Raw genomic sequence first — 25800 nt, forward strand, 5'->3', positions numbered from 1 at the left:
GCGCAGCCCCCCCGGCAGTCAACGTCAGGCGCTGCAGTATTTCTTTTTGATCACCACGAACAGCGTGCCGAGCAGGCCAGCCAGCAGCAGGGCAATTGGCAGGATCATCAGGCAGGTCATCACCTGATCTTCATGACGTTTCACGAACGGGATCATGCTCAGCGCATAGCCGAGGCCCGTGACCACGCCGACCCACAGCAGGGCGCTCAGCCAGTTGAAGAACTGGAAGCGGCGGTTCGGCAGACCGGAAATCCCCGCCATGGTTGGCAACAGGGTACGGACAAAGGCCAGAAAGCGGCCCGCGAGCAGCGCCAGCAGACCGTGGCGGTCAAACATGCAGGTGGCGCGCTGATGGTACTTATGCGGCAGGTGCGCCAGCCAGCCTTTCACCGTTTGCGTATTGCCCAGCCAGCGCCCCTGTACATAGCTCAGCCAGCAGCCGAGGCTGGCGGCGGCGGTCAGAATGGCGATAGTGGGCACAAAGTCCATGACGCCTTTAGCAATCAGCGCGCCGGCGAGCAGCAGCAGGCTGTCTCCAGGTAAAAAGGAGGCAGGCAGCAGCCCGTTTTCCAGAAACAGGGTCGCGAACATAACCAGATATACAACGCCCACAACATGAGGGTTCGCCAGAGCGGCAAAATCATGTTGCCACAGCGCGGCGACAATCTCTTGAATGACAACCATGGACTTTCCTAAGTGGTACCGTATTGTTGACTAGTGTACTCCTGAAGAGACCCGAGCACCTTGATCCCGGGCGCAACAAAAGCGGCCGCTCCGATAAAAAGCGTCCGCTATTGTTGCCACTGACTGTCACTTTACACGATACGCGCGAAGCCCGCTGCTAAATCCGCCTGCAGATCGTCAACATTTTCGAGACCAATGTGCAAACGGATCAGCGTGCCGCTGAAGTCGACTTCCGCATCCGGTCGGATGTGAGCGATTTGCTCCGGCTGATTGGCCAGAATCAGCGATTCAAAGCCGCCCCACGAGTAGGCCATGCTGAACAGGCTGAAGTTGTCGAGATACTCTGCCAGCTCAGCGTCGTTGAGACGCTTGTTGAGCACAAACGAGAACAGCCCGCTGCTGCCGGTAAAATCGCGTTTCCAGAACTCATGGCCTTTACTGCCGGGCAGGGCGGGGTGGTTGACCCGCGCCACCTGCGGATGCTGCGCCAGCCACTCGGCGATGCGCAGGCTGCTTTCATGATGCTGACGCAGGCGGACGCCCAGCGTGCGCAGGCCGCGGCTGGTCATATAGGCGGTATCGGCGTCCAGCATTTGCCCCATCAGATAGGCATTCTCACGCAGCTGCGGCCAGCAGCGCGCGTTCGCCACCGCGGTGCCGACCATGGCGTCGGAGTGGCCAATCAGGTATTTGGTGCCTGCCTGGATGGAAATATCAATGCCAAAATCCAGCGCTTTGAACAGGATCCCCGCCGCCCAGGTGTTATCGATCATGATAATCGCTTCCGGCGCGACCTGACGCACGGCGGCGACAATCGCTGGCACATCATGCACTTCCATGGTGATGGAGCCGGGTGATTCCAGGAACACCACGCGGGTCTCCGGCCGAATAAGTTGGGCAATATCAGCGCCGATTAAGGGATCGAACCAGCTGGTGGTGACGCCGAGTTTAGCGAGAATTTTGGTACAAAAGTCCTGGCTTGGCTCATAAGCGGTATTGGTCATCAGCACATGGTCGCCCTGCTCGACAAACGCCAGGATAGTGTTGGCTACCGCGGCGGCGCCGCAGGGGAAGAGGGCGCAGCCGGCGCCGCCTTCCAGCTCGCACATCGCTTCCTGCAGCGAGAAGTGGGTCAGGGTGCCGCGACGCCCGTAAAACAGCTCGCCGTTGGCCCGATTGCGAGTGGCGTGCTTTTTGGCCTCTACGGTGTCGAAAACCAGCGATGACGCGCGCTGGATCACGCTGTTCACTGAGCCCTGGGTGTACTTTTTGCTCCGCCCGGCGTTGACCAGCGCGGTATCAAGATGTTTATCAGCCATGTTGATGAACCTGTTTTTATACGTCTGGACGTCTAAACTAGCATGATTCTTCTTTTCTGTACCAGCGCGCTGCCGATACAGGCGAAAATTTTACCAGGCCCGCGGTTAGCCACTTTTTTACTGCGTAAGCGCAAGGAAAATAAACGTGATTTGCTGCACAGTGTAAATACTAATGAGAACCACTATCAATTCGATGTCGTTTTGATATTATTGAGGGCAGATTTTGTGATTATCGTCGTGGAGATAGAGCGTGGGTAATAATTTGATGCAGGCGGATCTCTCCGTTTGGGGTATGTATCATCATGCTGATATTGTCGTTAAGGTGGTGATGATTGGCCTGATTCTGGCGTCAGTCGTCACCTGGGCCATCTTCTTCGGCAAAGGGGCGGAAATCCTCGCCAGTAAGCGTCGCCTCAAACGCGAACAGCAGCAGCTGGCGGAAGCCCGCTCTCTCGATCAGGCCAGCGATATCGCCAGCGCCTTTGAGGCGAAAAGCCTCACCACCCAGCTTATCAATGAAGCGCAGAACGAACTCGAACTCTCCGCCGGCGCCGAAGACAATGAAGGCATCAAGGAACGAACCGGTTTCCGCCTTGAGCGCCGCGTCGCGGCCGTCGGTCGCCATATGGGGCGTGGCAACGGCTACCTGGCCACCATCGGCGCCATTTCGCCGTTCGTTGGCCTGTTCGGGACCGTCTGGGGCATCATGAACAGCTTTATCGGCATCGCTCAGACCCAGACCACCAACCTTGCGGTGGTGGCGCCGGGCATCGCGGAAGCGCTGCTGGCGACGGCCATCGGCCTGTTCGCCGCCATCCCGGCGGTGGTCATCTATAACATCTTCGCCCGCATGATCGGCAGCTATAAGGCCTCGCTCGGCGATGTCGCCGCTCAGGTACTCCTGCTGCAAAGCCGCGATCTGGACCTCAGCGCCAGCGGCGTGAAGCCGGTGCGCAGCGCGCAGAAATTACGGGTAGGTTGATCGGCTATGGCGATGCGTCTTAATGAAAATCTGGACGATAACGGCGAAATGCATGAGATCAACGTGACGCCGTTTATCGACGTCATGCTGGTTCTGCTGATTATCTTTATGGTGGCCGCGCCGCTGGCGACGGTCGACGTGAAGGTGAATCTGCCGGCCTCCTCCAGCCAGCCGCAACCGCGACCGGAAAAACCTATCTACCTGTCGGTGAAGGCGGATAAGAGCATGTTCCTCGGCAACGACCCGGTGACCGAAGCGAATATGATTAACGCCCTGGATAGCCTGACCGCCGGCAAAAAAGATACCACCGTCTTCTTCCGCGCGGATAAAACCGTCGATTACGAGACGATGATGAAAGTGATGGATACCTTGCATCAGGCGGGATATCTCAAGATCGGGCTGGTGGGCGAAGAGACCGTCAAAGCCAAATAACCCGATGCTTTTCCTGAAAAGGCTGGCCGCGCGCCGGCCTTTTTTATTGTCGTCTGCCAGCGAAGTGTTGGCCTGGCGTTGCCATCACGTTATCTGTCTGGGATATAATGTCGCTTCTTTTTGTTAACTGACAGGATCTTATGGAACGCTTTCTGGAAAATGCTATGTACGCCTCGCGCTGGCTGCTGGCGCCGGTTTATTTTGGCCTCTCGCTCGGTCTGATTGCGCTGACCATCAAATTTTTTCAGGAGATCTTCCACATACTGCCGCATATTTTTAGCGTCAGTGAGTCGGATATGATTCTGACCCTGCTGTCGCTGGTGGATATGACCCTGGTGGGCGGTTTGCTGGTGATGGTGATGTTCTCTGGATATGAAAATTTTGTCTCGCAGCTGGATATTAACGAGGGTAAAGAAAAACTCAGTTGGCTGGGCAAAATGGACGCGACTTCGCTGAAAAATAAGGTTGCCGCCTCCATCGTGGCGATCTCCTCTATTCACCTGCTGCGGGTGTTTATGGATGCGAAAAACGTCCCGGACAATAAGCTGATGTGGTACGTGATTATCCACCTGACCTTCGTGCTGTCGGCCTTTGTGATGGGCTACCTCGATCGTCTGACCAAAGTGAAACACTAATCCCTTCTCTCCCGGCGGTGGCAGCTGCCGGGCTTTTTTCTCCCCGTTTCTGCTTTACTGCGCTGGCGTATGTCCGGGCTTCTGCTTTGCTTAAAAGGCGATAAACAACGGAGGCAGGGTGATGACGCGATTAACGGCCAAAGATTTCCCGCAGCAGCTGCTTGAGTATTATGACTACTATGCCCACGGTAAAATCAGCAAACGCGAGTTTCTCCAGCTGGCGGGGAAATATGCCGTCGGCGGGATGACCGCGCTGGCGCTGTTTAATCTGCTGAAGCCCGACTATGCCCTGGCAGAGCAGGTACCGTTCACTGACCCGGATATCCGCCCGGAGTATATTCATTATCCCTCTCCTGACGGCCACGGCGAAGTGCGGGCTTACCTGGTGACGCCGACGAAAATAGCCGATAAAGCGCCCGCCGTTGTGGTGGTACATGAGAACCGCGGCCTGAATCCCTATATTGAAGACGTCGCCCGGCGGGTAGCGAAAGCGGGGTATATTGCGCTGGCGCCGGATGGCCTGAGCTCCGTCGGCGGCTATCCGGGGAATGATGATGAAGGCCGCGCGCTGCAGCAGAAAGTCGATCCCGTGAAGCTGATGAATGACTTTTTCGCCGCGGTCGCGTTTATGGCGAAGCATCCGCAGGCGACGGGGAAGGTTGGTATCACCGGTTTTTGTTACGGCGGCGGCGTCAGCAACGCGGCGGCGGTCGCCATTCCGGAGCTGGCCTGCGCGGTGCCGTTTTACGGCCGCCAGCCGCCGCTGAAGGAGGTCGATAAAATTCAAGCGCCGCTGCTGCTGCATTACGCCGGACTCGATAGCGGCATTAATGAAGGCTGGCCCGCCTATGAACAGGCGTTGAAGGAACACCATAAAGTCTACGAGGCCTATCTCTATCAGGGCGTGAATCACGGCTTTCATAATGATTCTACGCCGCGCTACGATCGGGCTGCGGCGGATCTGGCCTGGCAACGCACGCTGGCATGGTTTGATAAGTATTTACGCTAACGCAAACGTCATAAATAGCGCTACCGCTCGCTCAAAAAAACGCTATATAATTTATTATATAACGATTGGGAGAGCTTGATGGAAAATCATTTTGGCAAAGGCTTAATGGCGGGGCTACAGGCATCCTATGCTGATACCGCCGCGCATGCGGCGAATTTTTGCGCCGACTATAAACGCGGGTTTGTGCTTGGTTACTCGCACCGCATGTTTGAAAAAACCGGCGACCGCCAGCTCAGCGCGTGGGAGGCGGGGATCCTGACCCGTCGCTATGGCCTTGGCAGAGATATGGTGATGGACTTCTTCAAAGAGAGTGGTTCCTCGACCGCGATGCGCTACTTTATGGCGGGCTATCGGCTGGAAAGCTAACAACCGGAGGCGGTTGCCTCCGGTGGGTCAGAGCGTTACGCCTGGCGCTTATCTTCCGTTTGGGTGTCAAAGTCGCGGGCGTCGTGGCGCTCATGCAGCTGCTCATTGAGCGGGCCGTTGGTGCGGTTCACGATGCGTCCCCGCTTGACCGCCGGGCGGTTGCCCACATCCTGCGCCCAGCGCAGCACGTTTTTATAGCTCCCGGCGTCGAGAAACTCCGCTGCGTTATAGACATTGCCCAGCACGACGTTGCCATACCACGGCCAGACAGCCATATCGGCGATGGTGTACTCCTCGCCGGCTACATAGCGACCGCGGGCGAGCTGTTTGTCCAGCACGTCGAGCTGGCGTTTGGCTTCCATCGTAAAGCGGTCGATCGCGTACTCGATCTTCACTGGCGCATAGTTATAGAAGTGGCCGAAGCCGCCGCCCAGGAACGGCGCCGCGCCCTGCAGCCAGAACAGCCAGTTGAGGGTTTCGGTGCGACCGGCAGGATCTTTCGGCAGGAAGAAACCAAATTTTTCCGCCAGATAGAGAAGAATGTTGCCGGACTCAAATACCCGGGTCGGCGGCGTGGTGGAATGGTCGCTGAGGGCCGGGATCTTCGAGTTCGGGTTGATCTCGACAAAGCCGCTGGAAAACTGATCCCCTTCGCCAATGCGTATCAGCCAGGCGTCGTACTCCGCGCCGCTGACGCCTAACGCCAGCAGCTCCTCCAGCATGATCGTCACCTTCTGGCCGTTGGGCGTGCCGAGTGAGTATAGCTGGAGCGGATGGGTTCCCACCGGCAGGACGCGTTCATGAGTCGCGCCGGAAACGGGACGGTTGATGTTGGCGAACGCGCCGCCGCTGTTTTGCTTCCATTCCCACACTTTTGGTGGCTGGTAGTTTTGCTCTGACATGCTGGTTTGCCTTTTTCGTGGATGTACAAAAAGTGTAGCAGGTGACCTCAGGCCATAATCCGCGCGGCCCACACGCTGACATCATCGCCGCTGCCCAGATCCGGCTGCACCAGGCCATTGACCATAAAGGTCGGCGAGACATGGATGCCGTTCTGGCGGGCATATTTACTGTGCCATTTGATCACGTCCTGCAGCTCCGGGCGGGCAAAGGCGGCCCCCAGCAGCACGTGACTGTAGCGCTCAATGCGTTCAATGATTTGCTGCGGGGTGGCGTTCATGTTCGGCCCGCTGCAGTGATCGGTAAACTCAAACTCTTCCCGATGGTCTGCCACGGCCTGCATCACCTTATGCGCCTGCTCTCTGCCATGCGGCAGGGTGGACGCGGCGAGGATGCAGCGGACAATCACCCCGGAGAACAGATGCCACGGCTGCGATTGCAGCCGTATCTTGATGGTGACGTTATCGGCGCCGACCTCATCGAGCAGATCGTCGAGTTTATTAAACGCGCGGACAGAGTAGGGGCAGGTGGGCTCAAGGAACACCTCAAACGTCCGCGGGCCGTGTCCCCAGACCAGCGGTTGGGCATTCAGATGCGAGGGTGTGCTCATTGTCGACTCCTGATGTTGCGTTGTTTTTTGTTATATCACCGATAACGATATCACTTCTGCTTCCGGCTGCAGGGTTATTTTCCTTAACGGCACGATTAGCGAAACGAATGAGTGGTATCATCGTTACACCTCTGTCTGGTAAGTGCCTGCGGCAGGATAAGAAGAGGGAGTTTTGTTTCGCCAACTGCCCGGGCTGCATTAATTTGAGGTCAGGCTAAATGAGCAAAGGATCGACAAGCAGTGACGCCCCGTTTGGGACATTGTTAGGCTACGCGCCCGGCGGCGTAGCGATTTATTCATCGAATTACAGTAGCTTAAATCCACAGGATTATCCGGATGACGCGACGTTTCGCAGCTACATCGGCAATGAGTATATGGGGCATAAATGGCAGTGCGTGGAGTTTGCGCGCCGCTTTCTGTTCCTGACCTACGGGTTTGTCTTTACCGATGTGGGGATGGCCTATGAAATCTTCTCCCTGCGCTTTCTGCGCGAAGTGGTCAATGACAACATTCTCCCGCTTCAGGCCTTCGCCAACGGCTCCCGTCGTCCGCCGATCGCTGGTTCGCTGCTGATCTGGCAGAAGGGCGGCGAGTTCAAGCACACCGGCCATGTCGCGGTGATCACCCAGCTTGTCGGCAATAAGGTGCGTATCGCCGAGCAGAACGTCATTCACTCGCCGCTGCCGCAGGGCCAGCAGTGGACCCGCGAGCTGACCCTCGAGGTCAACGCCGGCCGGTACACCATCAAAGATACCTTTGCCGATACCGAAATTTTAGGCTGGATGATCCAGACCGCCGATACCGAACACAGCCTGCCGCAGCCGGTACTGCCGGGTGAGGCGATGGCGATCAAGGGCGCGCGGCTGCCGAACAACGGCCAGTTCCGCGGCAAATGGCTGAACGAGAAAGATCCGCTGCAGAAAGCCTACGTGGCGGCCAACGGCCATTTTATCAATCAGGATCCTTATCAGTATTTCACTATCAGCGAAAGCGCCGAACAGGAGCTGATTAAAGCCACCAACGAGCTGCACCTGATGTATCTGCACGCCACCGATAAGGTGATGAAGGATGATAACCTGCTGGCGCTGTTCGATATCCCGAAAATCCTCTGGCCGCGTCTGCGTCTCTCCTGGCAGCGCCGGCGTCATCATATGATCACCGGGCGCATGGATTTTTGCATGGACGAGCGCGGGCTGAAGGTATACGAGTACAATGCCGACTCCGCCTCCTGCCATACCGAAGGCGGGCTGATCCTCGAGCAGTGGTTGAAGCAGGGCTACTATGGCACTGGTCACAATCCGGCGGAAGGTCTGCTCGATGAACTGGCGGGAGCGTGGAAACACAGCCGGGCGCGGCCTTTCGTGCACATCATGCAGGACAAGGATCTGGAAGAGAATTACCACGCGAAGTTTATCCAGCGTTCGCTGACCCAGGCCGGTTTCGAGAGCAAAATTCTCTTTGGCCTCGATGAACTGCGCTGGGATGCGGCCGGCCAGCTGATCGACGCCGACGGGCGGCTGGTCAACTGCGTCTGGAAAACCTGGGCATGGGAAACCGCCATTGAGCAGGTGCGCGAAGTCAGCGCCGATGAGTACGCGGCGGTGCCGATTCGTACCGGGCATCCACAGAATGAGGTGCGACTGATTGACGTCCTGCTGCGTCCTGAAGTATTGGTATTCGAACCCCTGTGGACGGTGATCCCGGGCAACAAAGCGATCCTGCCGGTGCTGTGGTCGCTGTTCCCGCATCATCGCTATCTGCTGGATACCGATTTTGTGGTTAACGACGAGCTGGCGAAAACCGGCTATGCGGTGAAGCCCATTTCCGGGCGCTGCGGGAACAATATCGACCTGATCGGGCCTCAGGATGAGGTTCTGGATAAGACCAGCGGCCAGTTTGTCGATCGCAAGAATATCTACCAGCAGCTGTGGTGCCTGCCGAAAGTGGATGGCAAGTATATCCAGGTGTGCACCTTTACCGTCGGCGGTAACTACGGCGGTACCTGCCTGCGCGGCGATTCGTCGCTGGTGGTGAAAAAAGAGAGCGACATAGAGCCGCTGATCGTATTGAAAGACAAAGCGTGACGTGCTGACCCCGGATAGCGGCTCCTGCCCTGTCCGGGGAGAGCGCAGAGACACGAACAAGGATAGCCCGGACTGGTAAGCGCCGCCGGGGAACACCTGCAACAAAGCCAAGATAATTAACACAACAACAAGACAGAAAAGGAAAATAGTATGCACGATCGGCGTCTCGCCGCCCGCGCGGGTGAACTCAAGCCCTCCGCCGTCCGCGAACTTCTCAAGCACAGTAAACTGCCGGGCGTGATCTCGCTTGGCGGCGGCATTCCGGCCCCGGAACTGTTTGATACCGAAGGCCTGGAGCTGGCGGTGCAGAAGGTGATGAGCGAGCGTTTTCATGACGCATTTCAGTACGGTCTGACGGAAGGCTACCCGCCGCTGCGTCAGGCGGTGAGTGAAATCTGCCACTCCCGTGGCGTGACCTGTTCAGCCGCTCAGGTCTATATCACCTCCGGCTCCCAGCAATCGCTGGATATCGTTGCCCGCACGCTGCTCGATCCAGGCGATACTATCGTCGTTGAGCGACCCACCTATCTGGCGGCGCTGCAGGTGTTTCAGCTGGCGCAGGCCAATATTCTCAGCGTCGATACCGATGATGACGGGATGCTGGTGGAGCAGCTGGCCGACCTGCTGGAGACCACCCGCGTCAAAGCTGTTTACCTGGTGCCGACGTTCGGCAACCCCGGCGGCAAAACGCTGAGCGAGGCGCGTCGTCGCCGGCTGGTCGAGCTGGCGAAAAAATATGACTTCGTCATTCTGGAAGACGATCCCTACGGTGAAATTAGCTTTACTGACGCCGTGCGACGCCCGCTCTATCAGCACGCTGTTGAGCTGGGCTGTGAAGATCAAGTGGTTTACACCTCGACGTTTTCAAAGATCCTCGCGCCGGGGATGCGTATCGGCTGGATCGTCATGCCGGACTGGCTGGCGCAGCAGACGGTGATCGTGAAGCAGGCGGCGGATCTGCATACCAATATGCTGTCGCAGGTGATCACCGCGGAATACCTCAGCCTGAACCGGCTGGATAACCAGATTGCGTTGATTCGCGAAGACTATCGCAAGAAGTGCGTGGCGCTGGCCGATGCGCTGGAAAGCCGCCTTGGCGAGCACCTGGAATTCAGCCGCCCGCAGGGGGGGATGTTCCTGTGGGCGCGTTTCCGCTATCCGTTCGATACCATGGAATGGATGAAGAAAACGCTGGAAAACGGCGTGGTATACGTTCCGGGGGAAGCGTTTTATCACGATAATCCGGATACCCGTACCCTGCGTCTTTCCTACTCAACGGTGTCGGAAGCCGGGCTGCTGACGGCCGTTGAGCGGCTGGCGGCCTCCCTGTAACGGTCCTGCTGTGCGCCGCTTAGCGGCGGCGCATCCTCTTCGCTTCAATAGCGAGAGGGAGTGACGCTAGCGTTCAGCGCTGGGGTCACTCCGTATCGACGATGCGATCATCCAGCCAGACCAACATCAGCGCTGCGAGAAAAGCCACCGCAAAGGTACCAATAAACAACCACATAGATGTCCCTCACGGGTTAATTATTTTGCTGATTTTACCGGAGAACGATCGTTTCGGTCGGAGATGGAGATTTTTGTCCCAGCCGAATGGCTGGCGAGAGAGAAAAAGTCATCGGCATCAATATCGAAGTTAAGAATAATTTCCCTGTATTCCCCACCGTTAATTAACGCTTTGGCTTCTTTAACACTACTGGCAATAATGACAGGCATCAGTTTTATCTCATTTTGAAAACTGAGAAGCAAAATAAGAGTTAGTTCGTACCAGATCAACTACTTTTTATCGTATACGACTGCAGAAAAAAACGTCCTCCTGTGGCTCGGTGATAGAGGAGGATTTTGTGACAGCGATCGGCTCGTCAACAGCGGGATCTTATCGGGCGCTGTGACGGGCTGCGGTTTCGCCAGCCCGCCGGGATTATTTACCCTGCTGTTTTGCTCGTAATATCTCGCCACAGCGCTGCTGGTCCTGACGCAGCGCCTGCTGTTCCTGCGGGCTGAGCTGATGCCAGGTGTCCAGCATCCGCTGCCCCAGCGCCGGCAGGTAATGTGCTTTATGCAGCGCGTAGTCAGAATTCCCCCCCTCGACGATGTTTTGCATATCGTGGAGGAACTGGCGGCTGTCGTCATGATCGATCACGCAAAATACCGCCCGGTAGTAAGCTTCGTCTTCCTCGGTGTAATGCGGAGTGAACCACCAGACCAGCAGCGCGGTAAGCGCCAGCAGCGGGATAATTAAGGATAATTTTTTCAACATCAGTTTTTCGGCCGGAGACAATCAGCCGTCAGTGTACCTGCAACGACGGCCTGATGTAAGCGCCGGCCCCGGCGGGCCGGCACAGGCTAGTAGCCGACCGGGTAGATGCGGCCGGTTTGCCCCCCTTCAATGCTGCGGCGATAGGCCTGTGCTACGGCGGCGGCGGGAACGCTGGCAAAGCCAGGGAAAAAGTCGCCGTAGGCCGCCAGCGACTCGCTGAGCACGGTGGGGCTGATGAGATTGATGCGGATCCCGCGCGGCAGTTCGCAGGCGGCGGCCCGCACAAAGCCTTCCAGACCGGCGTTGACCGTCGTGGCATTGACGCCCTGAGCAATCGGCTCCTGCGCGACAATGCCGCTGACCAGGGTAATCGACCCGCCGTCGCCCAGGAAATGCTGGCCGACCAGCGCCAGGCGAATTTGCCCCAGCAGTTTGTCCTGCAGACCGAGGTTGAACTGGCTGTCGGTCATGGTGCTTAACGGCCCAAAGTGTAGATTACCGGTGGTGGAGACGATGGCGTCTACTTCGCCGGTCTGCGCAAACAGCGCCTCGACGCTCTCCTGCGAGGTGATATCCACCTGATAATCCCCCCGGGTGCGGCCGACGCGGATAACGTCATGTCTCTGGCTCAGTTCTTCGCTGACCGCGCGACCAATGGTGCCGCTGGCACCGATAACGATAATTTTCATGGCAGACTCCTGATGAGGTGAGAGGCTATTCTTTAATAAAACGGATATCGGATAAACTGGCTAAAAGTTAGAACATTACTAACCAGAGGTTAGCAATATGGATAAGCTGCGAGGGATGGAGACGTTTATTGCCGTGGTGGAGTGCGGCAGCTTTACCGGGGCGGCGTCGCGCCTGGGGCTGTCGGCGGTGATGGTCGGGAAATATATCGCCCAGCTGGAAACCCAGCTGGCGACGCGCCTGCTGGAGCGTAACACCCGACGCCAGAGCCTCACCGACGCCGGGCGGGTCTATTTTGACGAAGCGAAACGGGTGATGGAGCAGGTCTCCATCGCCGAAAGCGCCGTTGAGCGGCTGCGGCTGGCGCCCGCCGGCACCCTGCGGGTGAGCGCGCCCACCTCGTTCGGCGCCAGCGTGATCGCGCCCCTGACCGCCACCTTTCTGCAGGCCTGGCCAGCGGTCCGGGTGGAACTGGATCTGACCAACCGGATGGTCGATCTGGTGGATGAGGGGTTCGACCTGGCGATCCGCATTGGCGAGATCCATCAGGAGGATCTGGTGGCTCGCTACCTGGCGCCGTATCGGATGGTGATCTGCGCCGCGCCGGCTTATCTGGCGCGTTACGGAACGCCCGGGAGGCCGGAAGATCTCGCCGATCATCTCTGCCTGTCCCATACGGTCTGGACCGCCCGCAACGAGTGGCGGCTGCCGGGCATGGAAGGGGAAGTGCGCTGGAAGCGCGATGCGGTTTTGCGCTGTAACGATGGCTATGCGCTGCGCCAGGCGGCGATCGCCGGGGCTGGGCTGCTGATGCAGCCGGAGGTACTGCTGGCCGATGCGCTGGCCAGCGGCAGCCTGGTGCGGGTGCTGGAGGCGTGGACCCCACAGCCGAGGCCCGTGCATCTGCTCTGGCGCCAGGATCGCCGGCCCCTGCCGAAGTTGACGCAGTTTATCGCCCACCTTCAGCAGGGAATGCCTGACGCGCTGGCGACGACCCGCGCGTCGGAATAATCACTCCTCCCGAAGCGCCTGCTGCCAGTCGGCAATCAGATCGTGAGGATCTTCGATCCCGACCGACAGGCGGATCAGCTGCGGCGTGATGCCGTTCGCCAGGCGCTTCTCCAGCGGGATCGAGGCATGGGTCATGCTGAAGGGCTGGCTCACCAGGCTCTCGACGCCGCCCAGACTCTCCGCAAGGGTGAACCAGCGCAGCTTGCTGATGATGCGTTCGGCGTAACCGTCATCGCCTTTCACCACTACCGAAATCATGCCGCCGGGCAGGGCCATTTGCCGGCGCGCCAGCTGATGGTGCGGGTGCGAGGCCAGCCAGGGGAACCAGACTCGCTCTACCTCCGGCTGCTGTTCCAGCCATTCGGCGAGCTGCAGCGCGTTCGCGCTGTGGCGCTCCATCCGCAGCGCCAGGGTGCGGATGCCGCGTAGCGTCAGGAAGCTGCTGAACGGGTCGAGTACGCCGCCTACCGCATTCTGCAGGTAGCCAAGCTTCTCCGCGAGCGCGGCGTTATCGCCGACCACCGCCAGGCCGGCGACGACATCGGAATGGCCATTGAGGTACTTAGTCGCGGAGTGGACCACAATATCAAACCCGTGCTCCAGCGGGCGATGGATCGCCGGCGAGGCGAAAGTGTTATCGGCGACGCTGATCAGGTTATGGCGGCGCGCGATAGCGGCGATAGCGCTGAGATCCGCCAGCTTCAGCAGCGGGTTGGTGGGCGTTTCCACCCAGATCATGCGCGTATCGGGGCGGATCGCCGCTTCAATTCCCGCCAGGTCGTCGGGTTTCACCCAGCTCACCTGCAGACCAGCGCTACGGCGGCGTACGTTTTCCAGCAGGCGGTAAGTGCCGCCATACACATCATCGACCGCCACCAGGTGACTGTCCTTATCCAGCAGCTCCAGCACGGTGGCGATGGCGGCCAGCCCGGAGGCGAACGCGTAGCCGCGCGTACCGTTTTCCAGGTCGGCGATCGCCGTCTCCAGCGCATGGCGGGTAGGATTCCCGCTGCGGGAATATTCATAGCCGGTATGCTGCCCCGGCGCCGGCTGAGCGAAAGTGGAGGTGGCATAAATAGGCGGCATCACTGCGCCGTGGCTGTCGGTGAAGGTTCCGCTATGTACGCTCAGGGTGTGGATAGATGACATAAAAAATTCCTTATTGTGCTACTTGGTTACGCCAGGCGGTCAGTACATCGCTGCGGGTGACCAGGCCAAGAAAACGCGCGTTGTCAGCGATCACCGCCACCAGACCGCGATCGAGAATGGCCTGCAGTTCGCTCTCTGGCGCACGCTTATCGAGAGTTTCAACATGGCGGCTCATCGCTTCGCTGACCGGCAGGGAGAAGCGTTGGCGATCGCCCTGTACGTGGCGGATCAAATCCCACTCATCGACGATGCCGACCACGCGGCCATCCTCCAGAACCGGCAGTTGGGAGATGTCATACAGCCGCATGCGGGTAAAGACCGCGGCCAGGGTGTCGTCCGGCGCGGCCGTGACGGTAGCGCCTTCGTCATGGCGCAGGGCGATAAAATCACTGAGATCGCCCTGTTCGGGGCGGGCGATCAGCCCTTGCTGGCGCATCCAGTCGTCGTTGAACATTTTTGACAGGTATTTATTGCCGCTGTCGCAGGCGAAGGTCACCACCCGCTTCGGACGGCTTTGCGCCCGGCAGTAGCGCAGCGCGGCGCTGAGCAGGGTGCCGGTGGAGGATCCGGCCAGCACACCCTCGACCTGCAGCAGCTGGCGCGCGGTGTGGAACGCTTCGCGGTCGCTGACGCGATAGGCGGTATGCACCCCCTCCAGCCTGGCCAGCGGCGGGATGAAATCTTCTCCAATCCCTTCGACCAGCCAGGATCCCGTTTCGCCGTAGCGTCCGGTATCAACCTGATCGGCAAGGATCGAGCCCGCCGGATCGGCGAGGATAAATTCCGTTTTCGGCGAGTGTTCTGCAAACCAGGCCTGAAGCCCGCCCAGCGTGCCGCCAGAGCCAACGCCGACCACGATGGCGTCGATGTCGCCCTCCAGCTGCTGGAAAAGTTCTGGCGCGGTGGAGGTCGCGTGCGCCAGCGGATTAGCGTCGTTGTTAAACTGGTCGATATAAAAAGCCCCCGGCGTTTCATCGGCAAGGCGGCGTGCATAATCCTGGTAATAGGCCGGGTGACCTTTATTGACGTCGGAACGGGTGAGCAGCACCGTCGCGCCCAGCGCCCGCAGGTGAAAGATTTTCTCGCGGCTCATTTTGTCCGGCACCACCAGGATCAGGCGGTAATTTTTCTGCGCCGCGATCAGCGCCAGGCCGAGGCCGGTATTGCCGGCAGTGGCTTCGATAATTGTCCCGCCGGGCGCCAGTTTGCCCTGGCGCTCGGCTTCGTTAATCATCGACAGCGCAACCCGATCTTTAATTGATCCGCCCGGGTTCTGATTTTCCAGTTTTAAAAACAGACTGCAGGGCCCGGTATCCAGTTTGTGCAACTGGAGCAGGGGAGTATGACCGATCAGGTCGCTCACGGAATGAAACAGTGACATAACCATTTACCCACTCGTTTAAGATATTTTTGCATGGTAGGTCTGTGAAATCGGTAATTTAAAGAACATTTCTCTGTCATTTAGCGCAAAATGGAATATAAGATGCTGTTCAGCCATCCAGAGGGAAAGCAGGGTAGCCGCCTGGGCGGATCGATTGCCAGAAAAGGGCGTTTTTAGCCGCTTTTAACGACAGAATGGCGATTTGAATCAGCGGGTTATCTGATATTTGAAAATGTATTTGCGAAAAGATTCTATGGGGAGAGGCGGTCTGCGCTGGCCGTTAAGTGGCAGCTGGCTCACCAGGAGAAAAGTGCAGCAGAGAATCACGGGTTAGCGTTGTTCGATGAAGAGTCCGGCTACAGAAACGCAAAAACCCGCCTTGTGGGCGGGTTCTTTAAATAGTGGTGCCCGGACTCGGACTAACGCCGCAGGCGTTGAACAGCGCGCGTGTCGCGCTGGCCCCGAAGGGGTGAGCCGCTGTGCGGCGAATAATCGAACGCAGTTCGATGGAGAGTCCGGCTACAGAAACGCAAAAACCCGCCTTGTGGGCGGGTTCTTTAAATAGTGGTGCCCGGACTCGGACTAACGCCGCAGGCGTTGAACAGCGCGCGTGTCGCGCTGGCCCCGAAGGGGTGAGCCGCTGCGCGGCGAATAATCGAACGGAGTTCGATGAAGAGTCCGGCTACAGAAAAGCAAAAACCCGCCTTGTAGGCGGGTTCTTTAAATAGTGGTGCCCGGACTCGGACTAACGCCGCAGGCGTTGAACAGCGCGCGTGTCGCGCTGGCCCCGAAGGGGTGAGCCGCTGCGCGGCGAATAATCGAACGGAGTTCGATGAAGAGTCCGGCTACAGAAAAGCAAAAACCCGCCTTGTAGGCGGGTTCTTTAAATAGTGGTGCCCGGACTCGGAATCGAACCAAGGACACGGGGATTTTCAATCCCCTGCTCTACCGACTGAGCTATCCGGGCAACGGGGCGCATTAAACCGTAATCGCCGCGCCTCGTCAACGAAATTTATCTGTTTTGCAGCAGACTGAACAATCTATCACCACATTGCGCTAAAAGCACGCGTCTTCAGGCAAAAAACAGCGTCCAGGCCGCTGAGATCGGCATCGCCAGCACCAGCGCAGGCAGCATATTCACCACGGCAAACATTTTTATTCCGCAGATGCGCAGCCCGGTGGCCACCAGCAGCATACCGCCGACGGCGCTGAAATCCGCCAGCATCATCGGCGTGGTGAGCGGCATAATGATCGCCGCGCAGGCCGCGAGAGTCAGCTGGATAAGTAGCATCGGTACGCTGATGGCGGCGACGGCAATGCCCAGGGTACAAGCGAAAATGGTGGCGGTGAAAAAATCGAGAAACGCTTTGGCAATCAGAATGCTGGCGTCGCCGGTCATCCCTTCGCGCATGGCGCCGAAGACGCCGGTGCCGCTGGCGCAGAACAGGACGATAATCGCCACATAGCTCTGAATATAGGAGTCATGAGCCGAGGCTTTTTTCTTACCCTTCGGCGTCAGCAACTGCTGGAGCTGACTGACCAGCGTATTAATCCCTTTTTCCATATTACAAATTTCGCCGAGCAGCGTTCCCACCAGGGTCGACAGCACCATCACCGGCAGATTGGCGCATTTGATCACCAGTAAAATGCCGATGCCTAATGACGCCAGACCAAAAATTGAGGTCATGGATGTGCGGATCCGTTCCGGCAACCGCTGGCTGAGTAAGGCGCCTAACACGCCGCCGACCAGCACCGCGCTGGCATTAATAAAAGGTCCTGTAACCACGCTGACTCCTGTTAAATATCCCTGATAACCGAATGATTATGACGTTAACCCGCCGTGAAAGCTTGTGTATCCGTGATATAAGTGCATACGGTTTTCATCTTGCGCCTGTCGGGGAAAGGTGCCATGATTGCGCGAATTTTCTCCTCCCTGATATGAGGCCGCCGATGACGACACTGCCATTACCTCGCCAGCGACGCCGCGCACAGATGCGTGGGCTGCCTCATCTTGCTACGCTTACCCCTCTGTTCACCATGCGGTGAAGGACACGTATGCTCACTGTAGGGCAACAGTAAGATCGGACGCGTCTGCTTTTACTGATGTCCGGCGGTCGGAGCTGAATCCGTCAGACCCGGACACATCGTTGGGCAAGGTTTCCCTTGCCTGAGATTTTTACACTCCCGATACGGGCATTTGCGCTTATGAAATCCATGCACATTGCCGCCAGCTGCGAGCTGGTCACCCGCTTGTCCACCCACCGTCGCGTTGTGGCGCTGGACAGTACCGATTTTACCGATGTGGCGGCAGTCGTCATCACCGCGGCGGACAGTCGCAGCGGCATCCTCGCCCTCCTCAGGCGTAGCGGATTTAACCTGCCGGTCTACCTGCTGAGCGAGACGGCGGTCGATAAGCCGGAGGGGGTACAGGCGGTGATCGCCGGTAAAGATCAGGAGTGGCTGGAGCTGGAAGCGGCGGCCTGCGATTATGAAGCGCGTCTGCTGCCGCCGTTTTTCAATACGCTGACCCAGTACGTCGAAATGGATAACAGCACCTTTGCCTGTCCGGGACACCAGCACGGGGCCTTTTTCAAAAAGCATCCCGCAGGCCGCCAGTTCTATGACTTTTTTGGCGAAAACGTCTTTCGCGCCGATATGTGTAACGCCGACGTAAAATTAGGCGATCTGCTGATCCACGAAGGGTCGGCCAAGCACGCGCAGAAGTTCGCCGCGAAGGTCTTTAATGCGGATAAAACCTACTTCGTCCTTAACGGCACCTCGGCGGCCAACAAAGTCGTGACCAACGCGCTGTTGACCCGCGGCGATCTGGTGCTGTTCGATCGCAACAACCACAAGTCAAACCATCACGGGGCGCTGATTCAGGCTGGAGCGACGCCTGTCTATCTTGAAGCCGCGCGCAATCCGTTCGGCTTTATCGGCGGTATTGACGAGCGCTGCTTTGATGAGCGCTACCTGCGGGATCTCATCCGTGAAGCGGCGCCAGAGAAAGCCACGGCCTCTCGCCCGTTTCGTCTGGCGGTAATCCAGCTCGGAACCTATGACGGCACGGTCTATAACGCCCGCCAGGTGGTCGATAAAATCGGCCACCTCTGCGATTACATCCTGTTCGACTCGGCGTGGGTGGGCTATGAGCAGTTTATCCCGATGATGGCCGACTGTTCGCCGCTGCTGCTGGAGCTGACCCCGGACGATCCGGGCATTTTTGTCACCCAGTCCGTTCACAAGCAGCAGGCCGGTTTCTCGCAGACGTCGCAGATCCATAAAAAGGATAACCATCTGCGCGGCCAGGCGCGCTTCTGTCCGCACAAGCGGCTGAATAACGCCTTTATGCTGCATGCCTCTACCAGCCCGTTTTATCCGCTGTTCGCCGCACTGGACGTCAACGCCAAAATCCACGAAGGCGAGAGCGGCCGCCGCCTGTGGGCCGAATGCGTGGCGCTGGGCATCGAGGCGCGCAAAGCGATCATCGCCAATTGCAAGATGATCCAGCCTTTTATTCCGCCGATAGTGGCGGGGCGCCCGTGGCAGGATCACCCGACTGAGGCGATCGCCCGGGAGCGCCGTTTCTTCAGCTTCGAACCGGGCGCGCGCTGGCATGGCTTCGAGGGCTATGCCGACGACCAGTATTTTGTCGACCCGTGCAAGCTGTTGTTGACCACCCCGGGCATCGACGCGGAGAGCGGGGAGTACAGTGAGTTCGGCATCCCGGCGACCATTCTGGCGCATTACCTGCGGGAAAACGGCATCGTGCCGGAGAAGTGCGATCTCAACTCGATTCTGTTCCTGCTGACGCCGGCGGAAAGCGCCGAAAAAATGGCGCAGCTGGTGGCGATGCTGGGGCAGTTTGAACAGCATATTGAAGCGGATACGCCGCTGGCCGATGTGTTGCCGACCATCTATAACAAATACCCGGTGCGTTATCGCGACTATACCCTGCGCGAACTGTGCCAGGAGATGCACGATCTGTACGTCAGCTTTGACGTGAAGAGCCTGCAAAAAGAGATGTTCCGTAAACGGAGCTTCCCGCGGGTGGTGATGAATCCCCAGGATGCCAACCGCGAATTTATCCGCGGCGACGTGGAGCTGGTGCGTCTGAGCGAGGCGGAGGGCCGCGTCGCGGCGGAAGGGGCGCTGCCGTATCCGCCGGGGGTATTATGCGTGGTGCCCGGTGAGGTCTGGGGTGGCGCTGTACTGCGCTATTTCCTTGCGCTGGAAGAGGGGGTTAATATGCTGCCGGGCTTCTCGCCGGAGCTGCAGGGGGTATATAGTGAGACGGATTCGGACGGCATTAAGCGGCTGTATGGCTACGTGCTGAAGGGATAAAAAACGCCCCGCTGAACCGGCGGGGCGTTTTGCTTTTGACGATCACGCGCTCTGCTGCGCGGCGGTCGGTTGTCTGACGTGTTTGTATTTGAACAGCGCCACGAAGGCAAAAGCCAGCACCAGCGAATAGCCGGCGAAAATCAGCCACACGCTCTGCCAGTTAGTGATCCCTTCGACGGTAAAGTGCTCCACCACTTTGCCGCTCACCATGCCACCGAGAATACAGCCGAAGCCGTTGGTCATCATCAGGAACATGCCCTGGGCGCTGGCGCGGATTTCCGGACGCACCTCTTTCTCCACGAACACTGAACCAGAGATGTTGAAGAAGTCGAAAGCGCAGCCGTAGACGATCATCGATAGCACCAGCAGCACGGTGCCGAACGGTGTCGGATCGCCGAAGGCGAACAGGCCGAAGCGCAGCATCCACGCCACGATACTGATAAGCATCACGTTCTTAATGCCGTAGCGGCTGAGGAAGAACGGAATGGTCAGGATAAACAGCGTCTCGGAGATCTGCGAGATCGACATCAGCACCGAGGCGTGTTCGACGATAAAGCTGCCGGCAAACAGCGGATCTTTATCGAAGCTGTGCAGGAAGGTATTACCGAACATGTTGGTGATTTGCAGCTCGGCGCCTAGCATCATCGAGAAGATAAAGAAGATTGCCATGCGCTTGTTTTTAAACAGCGCAAAAGCGTTAAGCCCCAGCATCTCCGTCCAGCTTTGATTACGCTGGGCGTTAGCCACCGGGATCGTCGGCAGCGTCAGGGTGAACAGCGTCAGCAGGACCGACAGCGTCGCGCCAATGTACAGCTGCATATGGCTCAGTTCGAAGCCGGAGAAGCTGACGCCCCACATGGCGAAGATAAAGCCGATGGTGCCCCAGATCCGGATCGGCGGGAAATCGGTGACGATATCCAGCCCCGCCGACTGCAGGCGGTAGTAAGAGATGGTGTTAATCAGCCCCAGCGTCGGCATATAGGCCAGCGAGTTGAGGAGGATCACAAGGAACATCTCGCCCGGCGTGGTGACCTGCGCCGCCAGATACAGCGTCAGCGCGCCCACCAGATGGCAAGCGGCATACACCCATTTGGCGCTGATCCACTTATCGGCGACGATGCCGAGCAGCGTCGGCATCAACACCGCGGCGATACCGAGCGAGCTATATACTGCGCCGATAGCCGCGCCATCAAACTTCAGCGTGACAAACATGTATGAGCCAAGCGTGGTGAGCCAGCTCCCCCAAAGGCAGAACTGCAGGAACGACAGTATTTTGAGCTGCAGCTTAAGATTCATGTAGTTATCCTCACGAATGTGGGCTTGTTATGTTTTTAAAATAACATTAATCCCGTTATTTTGATGCGATTCTATCATTCACCAGCTGAAGGCTTCTGTTAACTGCCGCAGAAAACCGAAAGATATTCCACAGTATGGCGCAGAAAAAAAGCGGCCTCAGCGCGTGGCAGAGGCCGGTGTCAGGAGGGGGTTATTTACGGCGGTAGCTTTTCTGCGCCGTGTTAACTTTATACAGATAGCGGCGCGATTCCGCCGACGGATGACGGGTGGTCAGCGTCTGGTAGACGTCACCTGGCGCCATGCTGTTGATGATATTGGCCGCCTGGACTTTATCGCTGGAGAAGACCCGCAGCACGCTGCCGGCGCCGCCGTTATAGGCGGTGATCACCGCGTAGCGACGCGAGGTGGGGTTATCGATGCCAGCAAGGTAGACATTGTTCAGCATCGCCAGGTAGGCAGTACCGGTGTCAATGTTATTCGCCGGGTCGAACAGATAGCTACGGCTTGGCAGGCCCGATTTACCCTGGGAACGGAAGACGTCTCTTCCGGCGCTGTGCTGGACTACCTGCATCAGCCCCATGGCGTCGGCATGGCTGACCGCATAAGGGTTAAAGGAGGATTCGGTCTGCATAATCGCGAGGATCAGCGACTCATCAACCCCGTACTTACGCGAGGCCTGACGCACCATGCCGAGGTATTTATGCGCACGTTTGTCGAGGTGGTTCGGCACCAGGTTGATGGTGATGCTGTAGACCACGCGCAGGCCGTTGTTGCGGCTCTTCAGGCGGGTTTGCAGCAGATAGTCGGCAAAGCGCGCGGCGCGCCACTCCCAACGAATCGATGCCCCGGTGTTATCCACCACCTGGCCATAGAGGAACGGCTCTTTGGAGATCTGAATGTCATCGACATCGGAATAGAGGTCGATGGAGTTGGGGTCATCGCCCATCAGCAGGGTTTTGACGATCGCCTGGCGCAGTCGTCCGCGCGGATCGGTGCCGGCGATGGTCTCGACGGTGATCGTCCCTTCATCGAAGTTGATGTGGCTGCGGGTTTGATACTGGTCGGTGTATTTGACGTAGTCCTTCGGCCCGGCGAGCAGGACTTCGTTGTACCCCCAAATGTTCTCGATGTTGTGGGCAAACTGGCCCATCAGGATATCAAAACCGTTGGTATCCTTGACCCAGGCCTCGTTGTATTCGGCGCCTTTTTTATTGGAGCTGGAACACGAAACGAGCAACGGCGCAATCAGCGCGAGCGCTAAGTATTTTTTCATCATTCCGGGCGTGCGTGTTGTGTTTGTTTTTAAAAGGCCGCAGGGCCCTTACTGTTTTTCCGGCGGCGTATAGCCTTCGATGTGCACATCTTTCCCTTCAAACAGGAACTGCACCATTTCCTGCTCCAGCAGCTTGCGGTGCTCCGGGTTCATCATGCTGAGCTTTTTCTCGTTGATCAGCATGGTCTGCTTGTGCTGCCACTGCGCCCAGGCTTCTTTGGAGATTTCGTTGTAAATGCGCTTCCCGAGTTCGCCCGGATACAGCTGAAAATCCTGGCCGTCCGCTTCACGCTGCAGGAAGGTACAAAAAATGGTTCTGCTCATAATCAATCCTCTTTGATAGCCGAAAATTTATACCGGCGTTCCGGCTTTTAACTGTTGCAACAAGCGCTCCACGGGGGCCGCCAGACCAACCGACGGCGGCTGCGCTAAGTTATACCAGAGTGCGTTGCCTTCATCCATGTATGCGCCAGATGAGTGCACTGTAAGCCACATCGGCACAATATCCAGGTGGAAATGGCTGAAAGTGTGGCGAAAAGCGGTGAGCTGCGTCAGATTATCGGCCTTAATCTGGCGCTGTGCCAGCCACTCGCGCAGGCCCGCTTCGTCGGCAAACTGCGGAAAACAGAACAATCCGCCCCACAGACCCACCGGCGGACGTTGGGCGAGAAACACCTCGTCACCGTGCTGCATCAGCAGAAAATAGCCGGTGCGTTCCGGAATGGTCTGCTTCGGTTTTTTGCCCGGATATTCTGCCCATGAATGATTGGCGTAGGCCACGCAGCCGTTGCTCAGCGGGCACAGTTCGCACTTCGGCTTCGAGCGGGTGCAAACCATCGCCCCGAGATCCATCATCGCCTGGTTAAAACGCTCCACGCCCTTCGCCGGCGTGACCGCTTCGCTGATCTCCCACAGCCGTTTTTCCACCTCTTTTTTCCCCGGCCAGCCGCTGACAGCATAGCAGCGGGCGAGCACGCGCTTCACGTTGCCGTCGAGAATCGGATAATGCTGACCTAGCGAAAGCGATAAAATGGCCCCCGCCGTTGAGCGCCCGACGCCGGGAAGCGCCGCCACTTCGTCAAAAGTCTGCGGGAATTCGCCGCCGTGCTGCGTCGCCACCTGCTGCGCCGCTTTGTGTAAGTTGCGCGCCCGCGCGTAATAACCCAGTCCGGTCCACAGATGCAGCACTTCATCCAGCGGCGCGTTGGCGAGATCGACCACCGTAGGGAAACGCGCCATAAAGCGTTCAAAATAGGGGATAACCGTGGTCACCTGGGTTTGTTGCAACATCACTTCGGAGAGCCATACTTTGTAGGGCGTCTTGGCGATTTGCCAGGGCAGGGTTTTACGCCCGTATTTGTCGTACCAGTCCAGGACCTGGGCTGAAAATTGCGTGGCGAGAAAAGTCAAAGCTACGGCTCCGGGATCGCGATTACAGGGGGGCAGATTGCAGCATAAGGGCGAGTGGCTGTAAACCCTTGCATCCGCCGGGTAACTTTGGATAATGCCCGTTTTCCGAACACATTCACAAGCAGACCAAACTTTTATGAAAAACGACGTCATTTCTCCGGAATTCGATGAAAACGGTCGCCCGCTGCGCCGTATTCGTAGCTTCGTCCGTCGCCAGGGCCGCCTGACGAAAGGGCAGCAGCATGCGCTGGATAACATTTGGCCGGTGATGGGCGTTGAATTCAACGATGCGCCGCTCGATTTCGCCGCCCTGTTTGGCCGCGAAGCGCCGGTCACCCTCGAAATTGGCTTCGGGATGGGCGCCTCGCTGGTGGCGATGGCAAAAGCCAAACCGGAACAGAATTTCCTCGGCATCGAAGTGCACTCCCCGGGCGTCGGCGCCTGTCTGGCCTCGGCCGAAGAAGAAGGTGTGCAAAACCTGCGCGTGATGTGTCACGATGCGGTGGAAGTGCTGCACACTATGATTCCGGATAACTCGCTGAATATGGTGCAGCTGTTTTTCCCTGACCCGTGGCATAAAGCGCGCCATAATAAACGTCGTATCGTACAGCCGCCTTTCGCCGAGCTGGTGAAAAGCAAACTGAAGCTCGGCGGCGTCTTCCATATGGCGACCGACTGGGAAGCCTATGCCGTCCATATGCTGGAAGTGATGTCCTCGCTGGAAGGGTATCGTAACCAGTCGGCAAGCAACGATTACGTACCGCGCCCGGAATCGCGCCCGGTAACCAAATTTGAACAGCGTGGCCATCGTCTCGGCCACGGCGTATGGGACTTAATGTTCGAGAGGGTGAAATAATGGCCAAGAATCGTAGCCGTCGTCTGCGGAAAAAAATGCATATCGACGAGTTTCAGGAGTTAGGCTTCTCCGTCGCCTGGCGTTTCCCGGAAGGGACCAGTGAAGAGCAGATCGACCAGACGGTCAACGATCTGATCGAAGAGGTGATTGAGCCGAACAAGCTGGCCTTTGACGGCAGCGGCTATCTCTCCTGGGAGGGGCTGATCTGCATGCAGGAGATCGGTAAATGCACCGAAGAGCATCAGGCCATCGTGCGCAAATGGCTGGAAGCGCGTAAGTTAGAGGATGTGCGCACCAGCGAACTTTTTGACGTCTGGTGGGACTAAGTTTGACAAGGGTCGGCAACTGCCGGCCCGTTTTGTCTTAAGGGAGTTTTATGATGCGTAAAACGCTGCTGGCGGTGGCGCTCTCCATCACCGCTTTGTCTGCCCATGCGGACTACCAGTGTAGCGTCACGCCGCGTGACGATGTGATCCTCACCCCTCAGCAGGTACAGGTGAAAGGGGAAAACGGCAATCTGGTGATCAAACCGGACGGCAACCTGACCTTTAACGGCAAGGCTTATGCGCTCAGCGCCGCCCAGCGCGAACAGGCGCAGGATTACCAGGCCAGTCTGCGTAGCAGCCTGCCGTGGATTGACGAAGGCGCGCGTTCGCGAGTCGAAAAAGGCCGCAAGGCGCTGGATAAAATCATTACCGAACAGGTCGGCGCCAATAGCAGTATGCACGGTCGTCTGACCAAGCTGGACGCGCAGCTGAAAGAACAGATGAACCGCATCATTGAGCGCCGCAGCGATGGCCTGACCTTCCACTATAAAGCCATCGACCAGGTGCGCGCCGACGGCCAGCAGCTGGTAAATCAGGCGATGGGCGGCATTTTGCAGGACAGCATTAACGAGATGGGGGCGAAAGCGGTGCTCAAAGGCGGCGGCAACCCGCTGCAGGGCATTCTCGGCAGCCTCGGCGGTCTGCAAACCGCTATCCAGGATGAGTGGAAAAACCAGGAGGCCGATTTCCAGCAGTTTGGTAAAGACGTCTGCAGCCGGGTGGTCTCCCTTGAGGACAGCCGCAAAGCGCTGGTTGGCTCGTTAAAATAGCTTGATTTCGCTACCT

At 57.9% G+C, this 25800-nt stretch carries 27 protein-coding genes and 1 tRNA gene; 13 read left to right on the forward strand and 15 right to left on the reverse strand.

The genetic code is table 11. The annotated features are described in order from the left end of the window. Positions 1-24 precede the first annotated feature (24 nt). Together yghB and metC are read right to left on the reverse strand one after the other, a co-directional pair. Positions 25-684, reverse strand: coding sequence for a DedA family general envelope maintenance protein YghB (gene yghB / locus ABLV76_RS09610; protein ID WP_004205217.1), 660 nt, complete (start codon positions 682-684; stop codon positions 25-27). A 131-nt stretch (positions 685-815) separates the two neighbouring features. Beyond that, a complete protein-coding gene (metC, locus tag ABLV76_RS09615; RefSeq protein WP_004205213.1) occupies positions 816-2003 on the reverse strand; it encodes a cystathionine beta-lyase in 1188 nt (395 codons plus the stop codon). Positions 2004-2253: 250 nt separating this feature from the next. On the opposite strand from metC, the gene exbB reads away from it, so the two are divergent. The 5 genes from exbB (at position 2254) to ABLV76_RS09640 (ending at position 5427) form a co-directional block, all read left to right on the forward strand. Then, positions 2254-2985, forward strand: a complete 732-nt coding sequence (gene exbB / locus ABLV76_RS09620) for a tol-pal system-associated acyl-CoA thioesterase (protein ID WP_004174395.1) — start codon at positions 2254-2256, stop codon at positions 2983-2985. Between the two features lie 6 nt (positions 2986-2991). Beyond that, complete coding sequence (exbD, locus tag ABLV76_RS09625) at positions 2992-3417, forward strand: TonB system transport protein ExbD (RefSeq protein WP_002916785.1); 426 nt, start codon at positions 2992-2994, stop codon at positions 3415-3417. Between the two features lie 140 nt (positions 3418-3557). Beyond that, positions 3558-4052 (forward strand): TIGR00645 family protein, encoded by a 495-nt coding sequence (locus tag ABLV76_RS09630; RefSeq protein WP_004105804.1) that lies wholly within the window; start codon positions 3558-3560, stop codon positions 4050-4052. A gap of 121 nt (positions 4053-4173) precedes the next feature. Then, the gene (gene yghX, locus ABLV76_RS09635; protein WP_043520944.1) at positions 4174-5061 is read left to right on the forward strand and encodes a YghX family hydrolase; all 888 of its coding nucleotides are present in this window, start codon (positions 4174-4176) and stop codon (positions 5059-5061) included. A gap of 78 nt (positions 5062-5139) precedes the next feature. Continuing rightward, positions 5140-5427, forward strand: a complete 288-nt coding sequence (locus ABLV76_RS09640) for a DUF2623 family protein (protein WP_348878293.1) — start codon at positions 5140-5142, stop codon at positions 5425-5427. Between the two features lie 35 nt (positions 5428-5462). Here ABLV76_RS09640 and yghU read toward each other — a convergent pair whose 3' ends face one another. Further along, the gene (gene yghU / locus ABLV76_RS09645) at positions 5463-6329 is read right to left on the reverse strand and encodes a glutathione-dependent disulfide-bond oxidoreductase (RefSeq protein WP_002916742.1); all 867 of its coding nucleotides are present in this window, start codon (positions 6327-6329) and stop codon (positions 5463-5465) included. A 47-nt stretch (positions 6330-6376) separates the two neighbouring features. Beyond that, the gene (locus tag ABLV76_RS09650; protein WP_004150918.1) at positions 6377-6937 is read right to left on the reverse strand and encodes a thioredoxin domain-containing protein; all 561 of its coding nucleotides are present in this window, start codon (positions 6935-6937) and stop codon (positions 6377-6379) included. Between the two features lie 34 nt (positions 6938-6971). Between ABLV76_RS09650 and ABLV76_RS09655 the strand changes: the two genes are divergently transcribed. From ABLV76_RS09655 to ABLV76_RS09665, 3 genes are all read left to right on the forward strand, one after another. Further along, positions 6972-7079, forward strand: a complete 108-nt coding sequence (locus ABLV76_RS09655) for a hypothetical protein (protein ID WP_032426103.1) — start codon at positions 6972-6974, stop codon at positions 7077-7079. A 76-nt stretch (positions 7080-7155) separates the two neighbouring features. Further along, entirely contained in the window at positions 7156-9021 is a 1866-nt protein-coding gene (gss, locus tag ABLV76_RS09660) for a bifunctional glutathionylspermidine amidase/synthase (protein ID WP_004205206.1), read from the forward strand. Positions 9022-9171: 150 nt separating this feature from the next. Beyond that, positions 9172-10353, forward strand: coding sequence for a PLP-dependent aminotransferase family protein (locus ABLV76_RS09665; protein WP_004205205.1), 1182 nt, complete (start codon positions 9172-9174; stop codon positions 10351-10353). 195 nt (positions 10354-10548) lie between these two features. Here the strand turns inward: ABLV76_RS09665 and ABLV76_RS09670 are convergent, their stop codons facing one another. The 3 genes from ABLV76_RS09670 to ABLV76_RS09680 all read right to left on the reverse strand — a co-directional run bounded on the left by ABLV76_RS09670 (position 10549) and on the right by ABLV76_RS09680 (position 11970). Continuing rightward, positions 10549-10737 carry a hypothetical protein gene (locus tag ABLV76_RS09670; protein ID WP_004205204.1) on the reverse strand — a complete coding sequence of 63 codons (189 nt, stop codon included), beginning with the start codon at positions 10735-10737 and terminating at the stop codon, positions 10549-10551. Positions 10738-10942: 205 nt separating this feature from the next. Next, entirely contained in the window at positions 10943-11281 is a 339-nt protein-coding gene (locus tag ABLV76_RS09675; RefSeq protein WP_135683200.1) for a hypothetical protein, read from the reverse strand. A gap of 86 nt (positions 11282-11367) precedes the next feature. Beyond that, positions 11368-11970: a short chain dehydrogenase gene (locus tag ABLV76_RS09680; protein WP_348878294.1), complete on the reverse strand. Its 603-nt coding sequence runs from the start codon at positions 11968-11970 to the stop codon at positions 11368-11370. Between the two features lie 97 nt (positions 11971-12067). Between ABLV76_RS09680 and ABLV76_RS09685 the strand changes: the two genes are divergently transcribed. Then, positions 12068-12979: a LysR family transcriptional regulator gene (locus tag ABLV76_RS09685; protein ID WP_004205200.1), complete on the forward strand. Its 912-nt coding sequence runs from the start codon at positions 12068-12070 to the stop codon at positions 12977-12979. On the opposite strand, the gene ABLV76_RS09690 is transcribed toward ABLV76_RS09685, so the two are convergent. The 4 genes from ABLV76_RS09690 to ABLV76_RS09705 all read right to left on the reverse strand — a co-directional run bounded on the left by ABLV76_RS09690 (position 12980) and on the right by ABLV76_RS09705 (position 17295). Continuing rightward, a complete protein-coding gene (locus ABLV76_RS09690; protein WP_004205199.1) occupies positions 12980-14128 on the reverse strand; it encodes a PLP-dependent aspartate aminotransferase family protein in 1149 nt (382 codons plus the stop codon). It lies immediately after the preceding gene. A 10-nt stretch (positions 14129-14138) separates the two neighbouring features. Continuing rightward, positions 14139-15515, reverse strand: coding sequence for a cystathionine beta-synthase (locus tag ABLV76_RS09695; RefSeq protein ID WP_072500772.1), 1377 nt, complete (start codon positions 15513-15515; stop codon positions 14139-14141). An 885-nt stretch (positions 15516-16400) separates the two neighbouring features. After that, positions 16401-16476, reverse strand: a tRNA-Phe gene (locus tag ABLV76_RS09700). A 105-nt stretch (positions 16477-16581) separates the two neighbouring features. Continuing rightward, complete coding sequence (locus ABLV76_RS09705) at positions 16582-17295, reverse strand: DUF554 domain-containing protein (protein ID WP_004205197.1); 714 nt, start codon at positions 17293-17295, stop codon at positions 16582-16584. Between the two features lie 419 nt (positions 17296-17714). Between ABLV76_RS09705 and ABLV76_RS09710 the strand changes: the two genes are divergently transcribed. Beyond that, positions 17715-19853 carry an ornithine decarboxylase gene (locus ABLV76_RS09710; RefSeq protein WP_017899763.1) on the forward strand — a complete coding sequence of 713 codons (2139 nt, stop codon included), beginning with the start codon at positions 17715-17717 and terminating at the stop codon, positions 19851-19853. A gap of 42 nt (positions 19854-19895) precedes the next feature. Here ABLV76_RS09710 and ABLV76_RS09715 read toward each other — a convergent pair whose 3' ends face one another. The 4 genes from ABLV76_RS09715 to mutY all read right to left on the reverse strand — a co-directional run bounded on the left by ABLV76_RS09715 (position 19896) and on the right by mutY (position 23832). Next, a complete protein-coding gene (locus tag ABLV76_RS09715) occupies positions 19896-21149 on the reverse strand; it encodes a nucleoside permease (protein WP_023319141.1) in 1254 nt (417 codons plus the stop codon). Between the two features lie 190 nt (positions 21150-21339). After that, positions 21340-22422 (reverse strand): membrane-bound lytic murein transglycosylase MltC, encoded by a 1083-nt coding sequence (mltC, locus tag ABLV76_RS09720; RefSeq protein ID WP_002916629.1) that lies wholly within the window; start codon positions 22420-22422, stop codon positions 21340-21342. Between the two features lie 48 nt (positions 22423-22470). Next, complete coding sequence (locus tag ABLV76_RS09725; RefSeq protein ID WP_004105744.1) at positions 22471-22746, reverse strand: oxidative damage protection protein; 276 nt, start codon at positions 22744-22746, stop codon at positions 22471-22473. A gap of 27 nt (positions 22747-22773) precedes the next feature. Continuing rightward, on the reverse strand, positions 22774-23832 hold the full coding sequence (gene mutY / locus ABLV76_RS09730) for an A/G-specific adenine glycosylase (RefSeq protein WP_048325734.1): 1059 nt from the start codon (positions 23830-23832) through the stop codon (positions 22774-22776). A 136-nt stretch (positions 23833-23968) separates the two neighbouring features. Here mutY and trmB point away from each other — a divergent pair, with 136 nt between their 5' ends. The 3 genes from trmB to ABLV76_RS09745 are packed head-to-tail and all read left to right on the forward strand — an operon-like array spanning position 23969 to position 25784. After that, positions 23969-24688, forward strand: a complete 720-nt coding sequence (gene trmB / locus ABLV76_RS09735) for a tRNA (guanosine(46)-N7)-methyltransferase TrmB (RefSeq protein WP_004205192.1) — start codon at positions 23969-23971, stop codon at positions 24686-24688. Next, positions 24688-25014 carry a YggL family protein gene (locus tag ABLV76_RS09740; protein WP_002916620.1) on the forward strand — a complete coding sequence of 109 codons (327 nt, stop codon included), beginning with the start codon at positions 24688-24690 and terminating at the stop codon, positions 25012-25014. The genes trmB and ABLV76_RS09740 overlap by 1 nt, the downstream gene beginning before the upstream one ends. A 50-nt stretch (positions 25015-25064) precedes the next feature. After that, a complete protein-coding gene (locus ABLV76_RS09745; RefSeq protein WP_146411919.1) occupies positions 25065-25784 on the forward strand; it encodes a DUF2884 domain-containing protein in 720 nt (239 codons plus the stop codon). Positions 25785-25800 lie beyond the last annotated feature (16 nt).

It is taken from the genome of Klebsiella sp. GB_Kp047 (assembly GCF_040065235.1).
Lineage (GTDB): Bacteria > Pseudomonadota > Gammaproteobacteria > Enterobacterales > Enterobacteriaceae > Klebsiella > Klebsiella quasipneumoniae.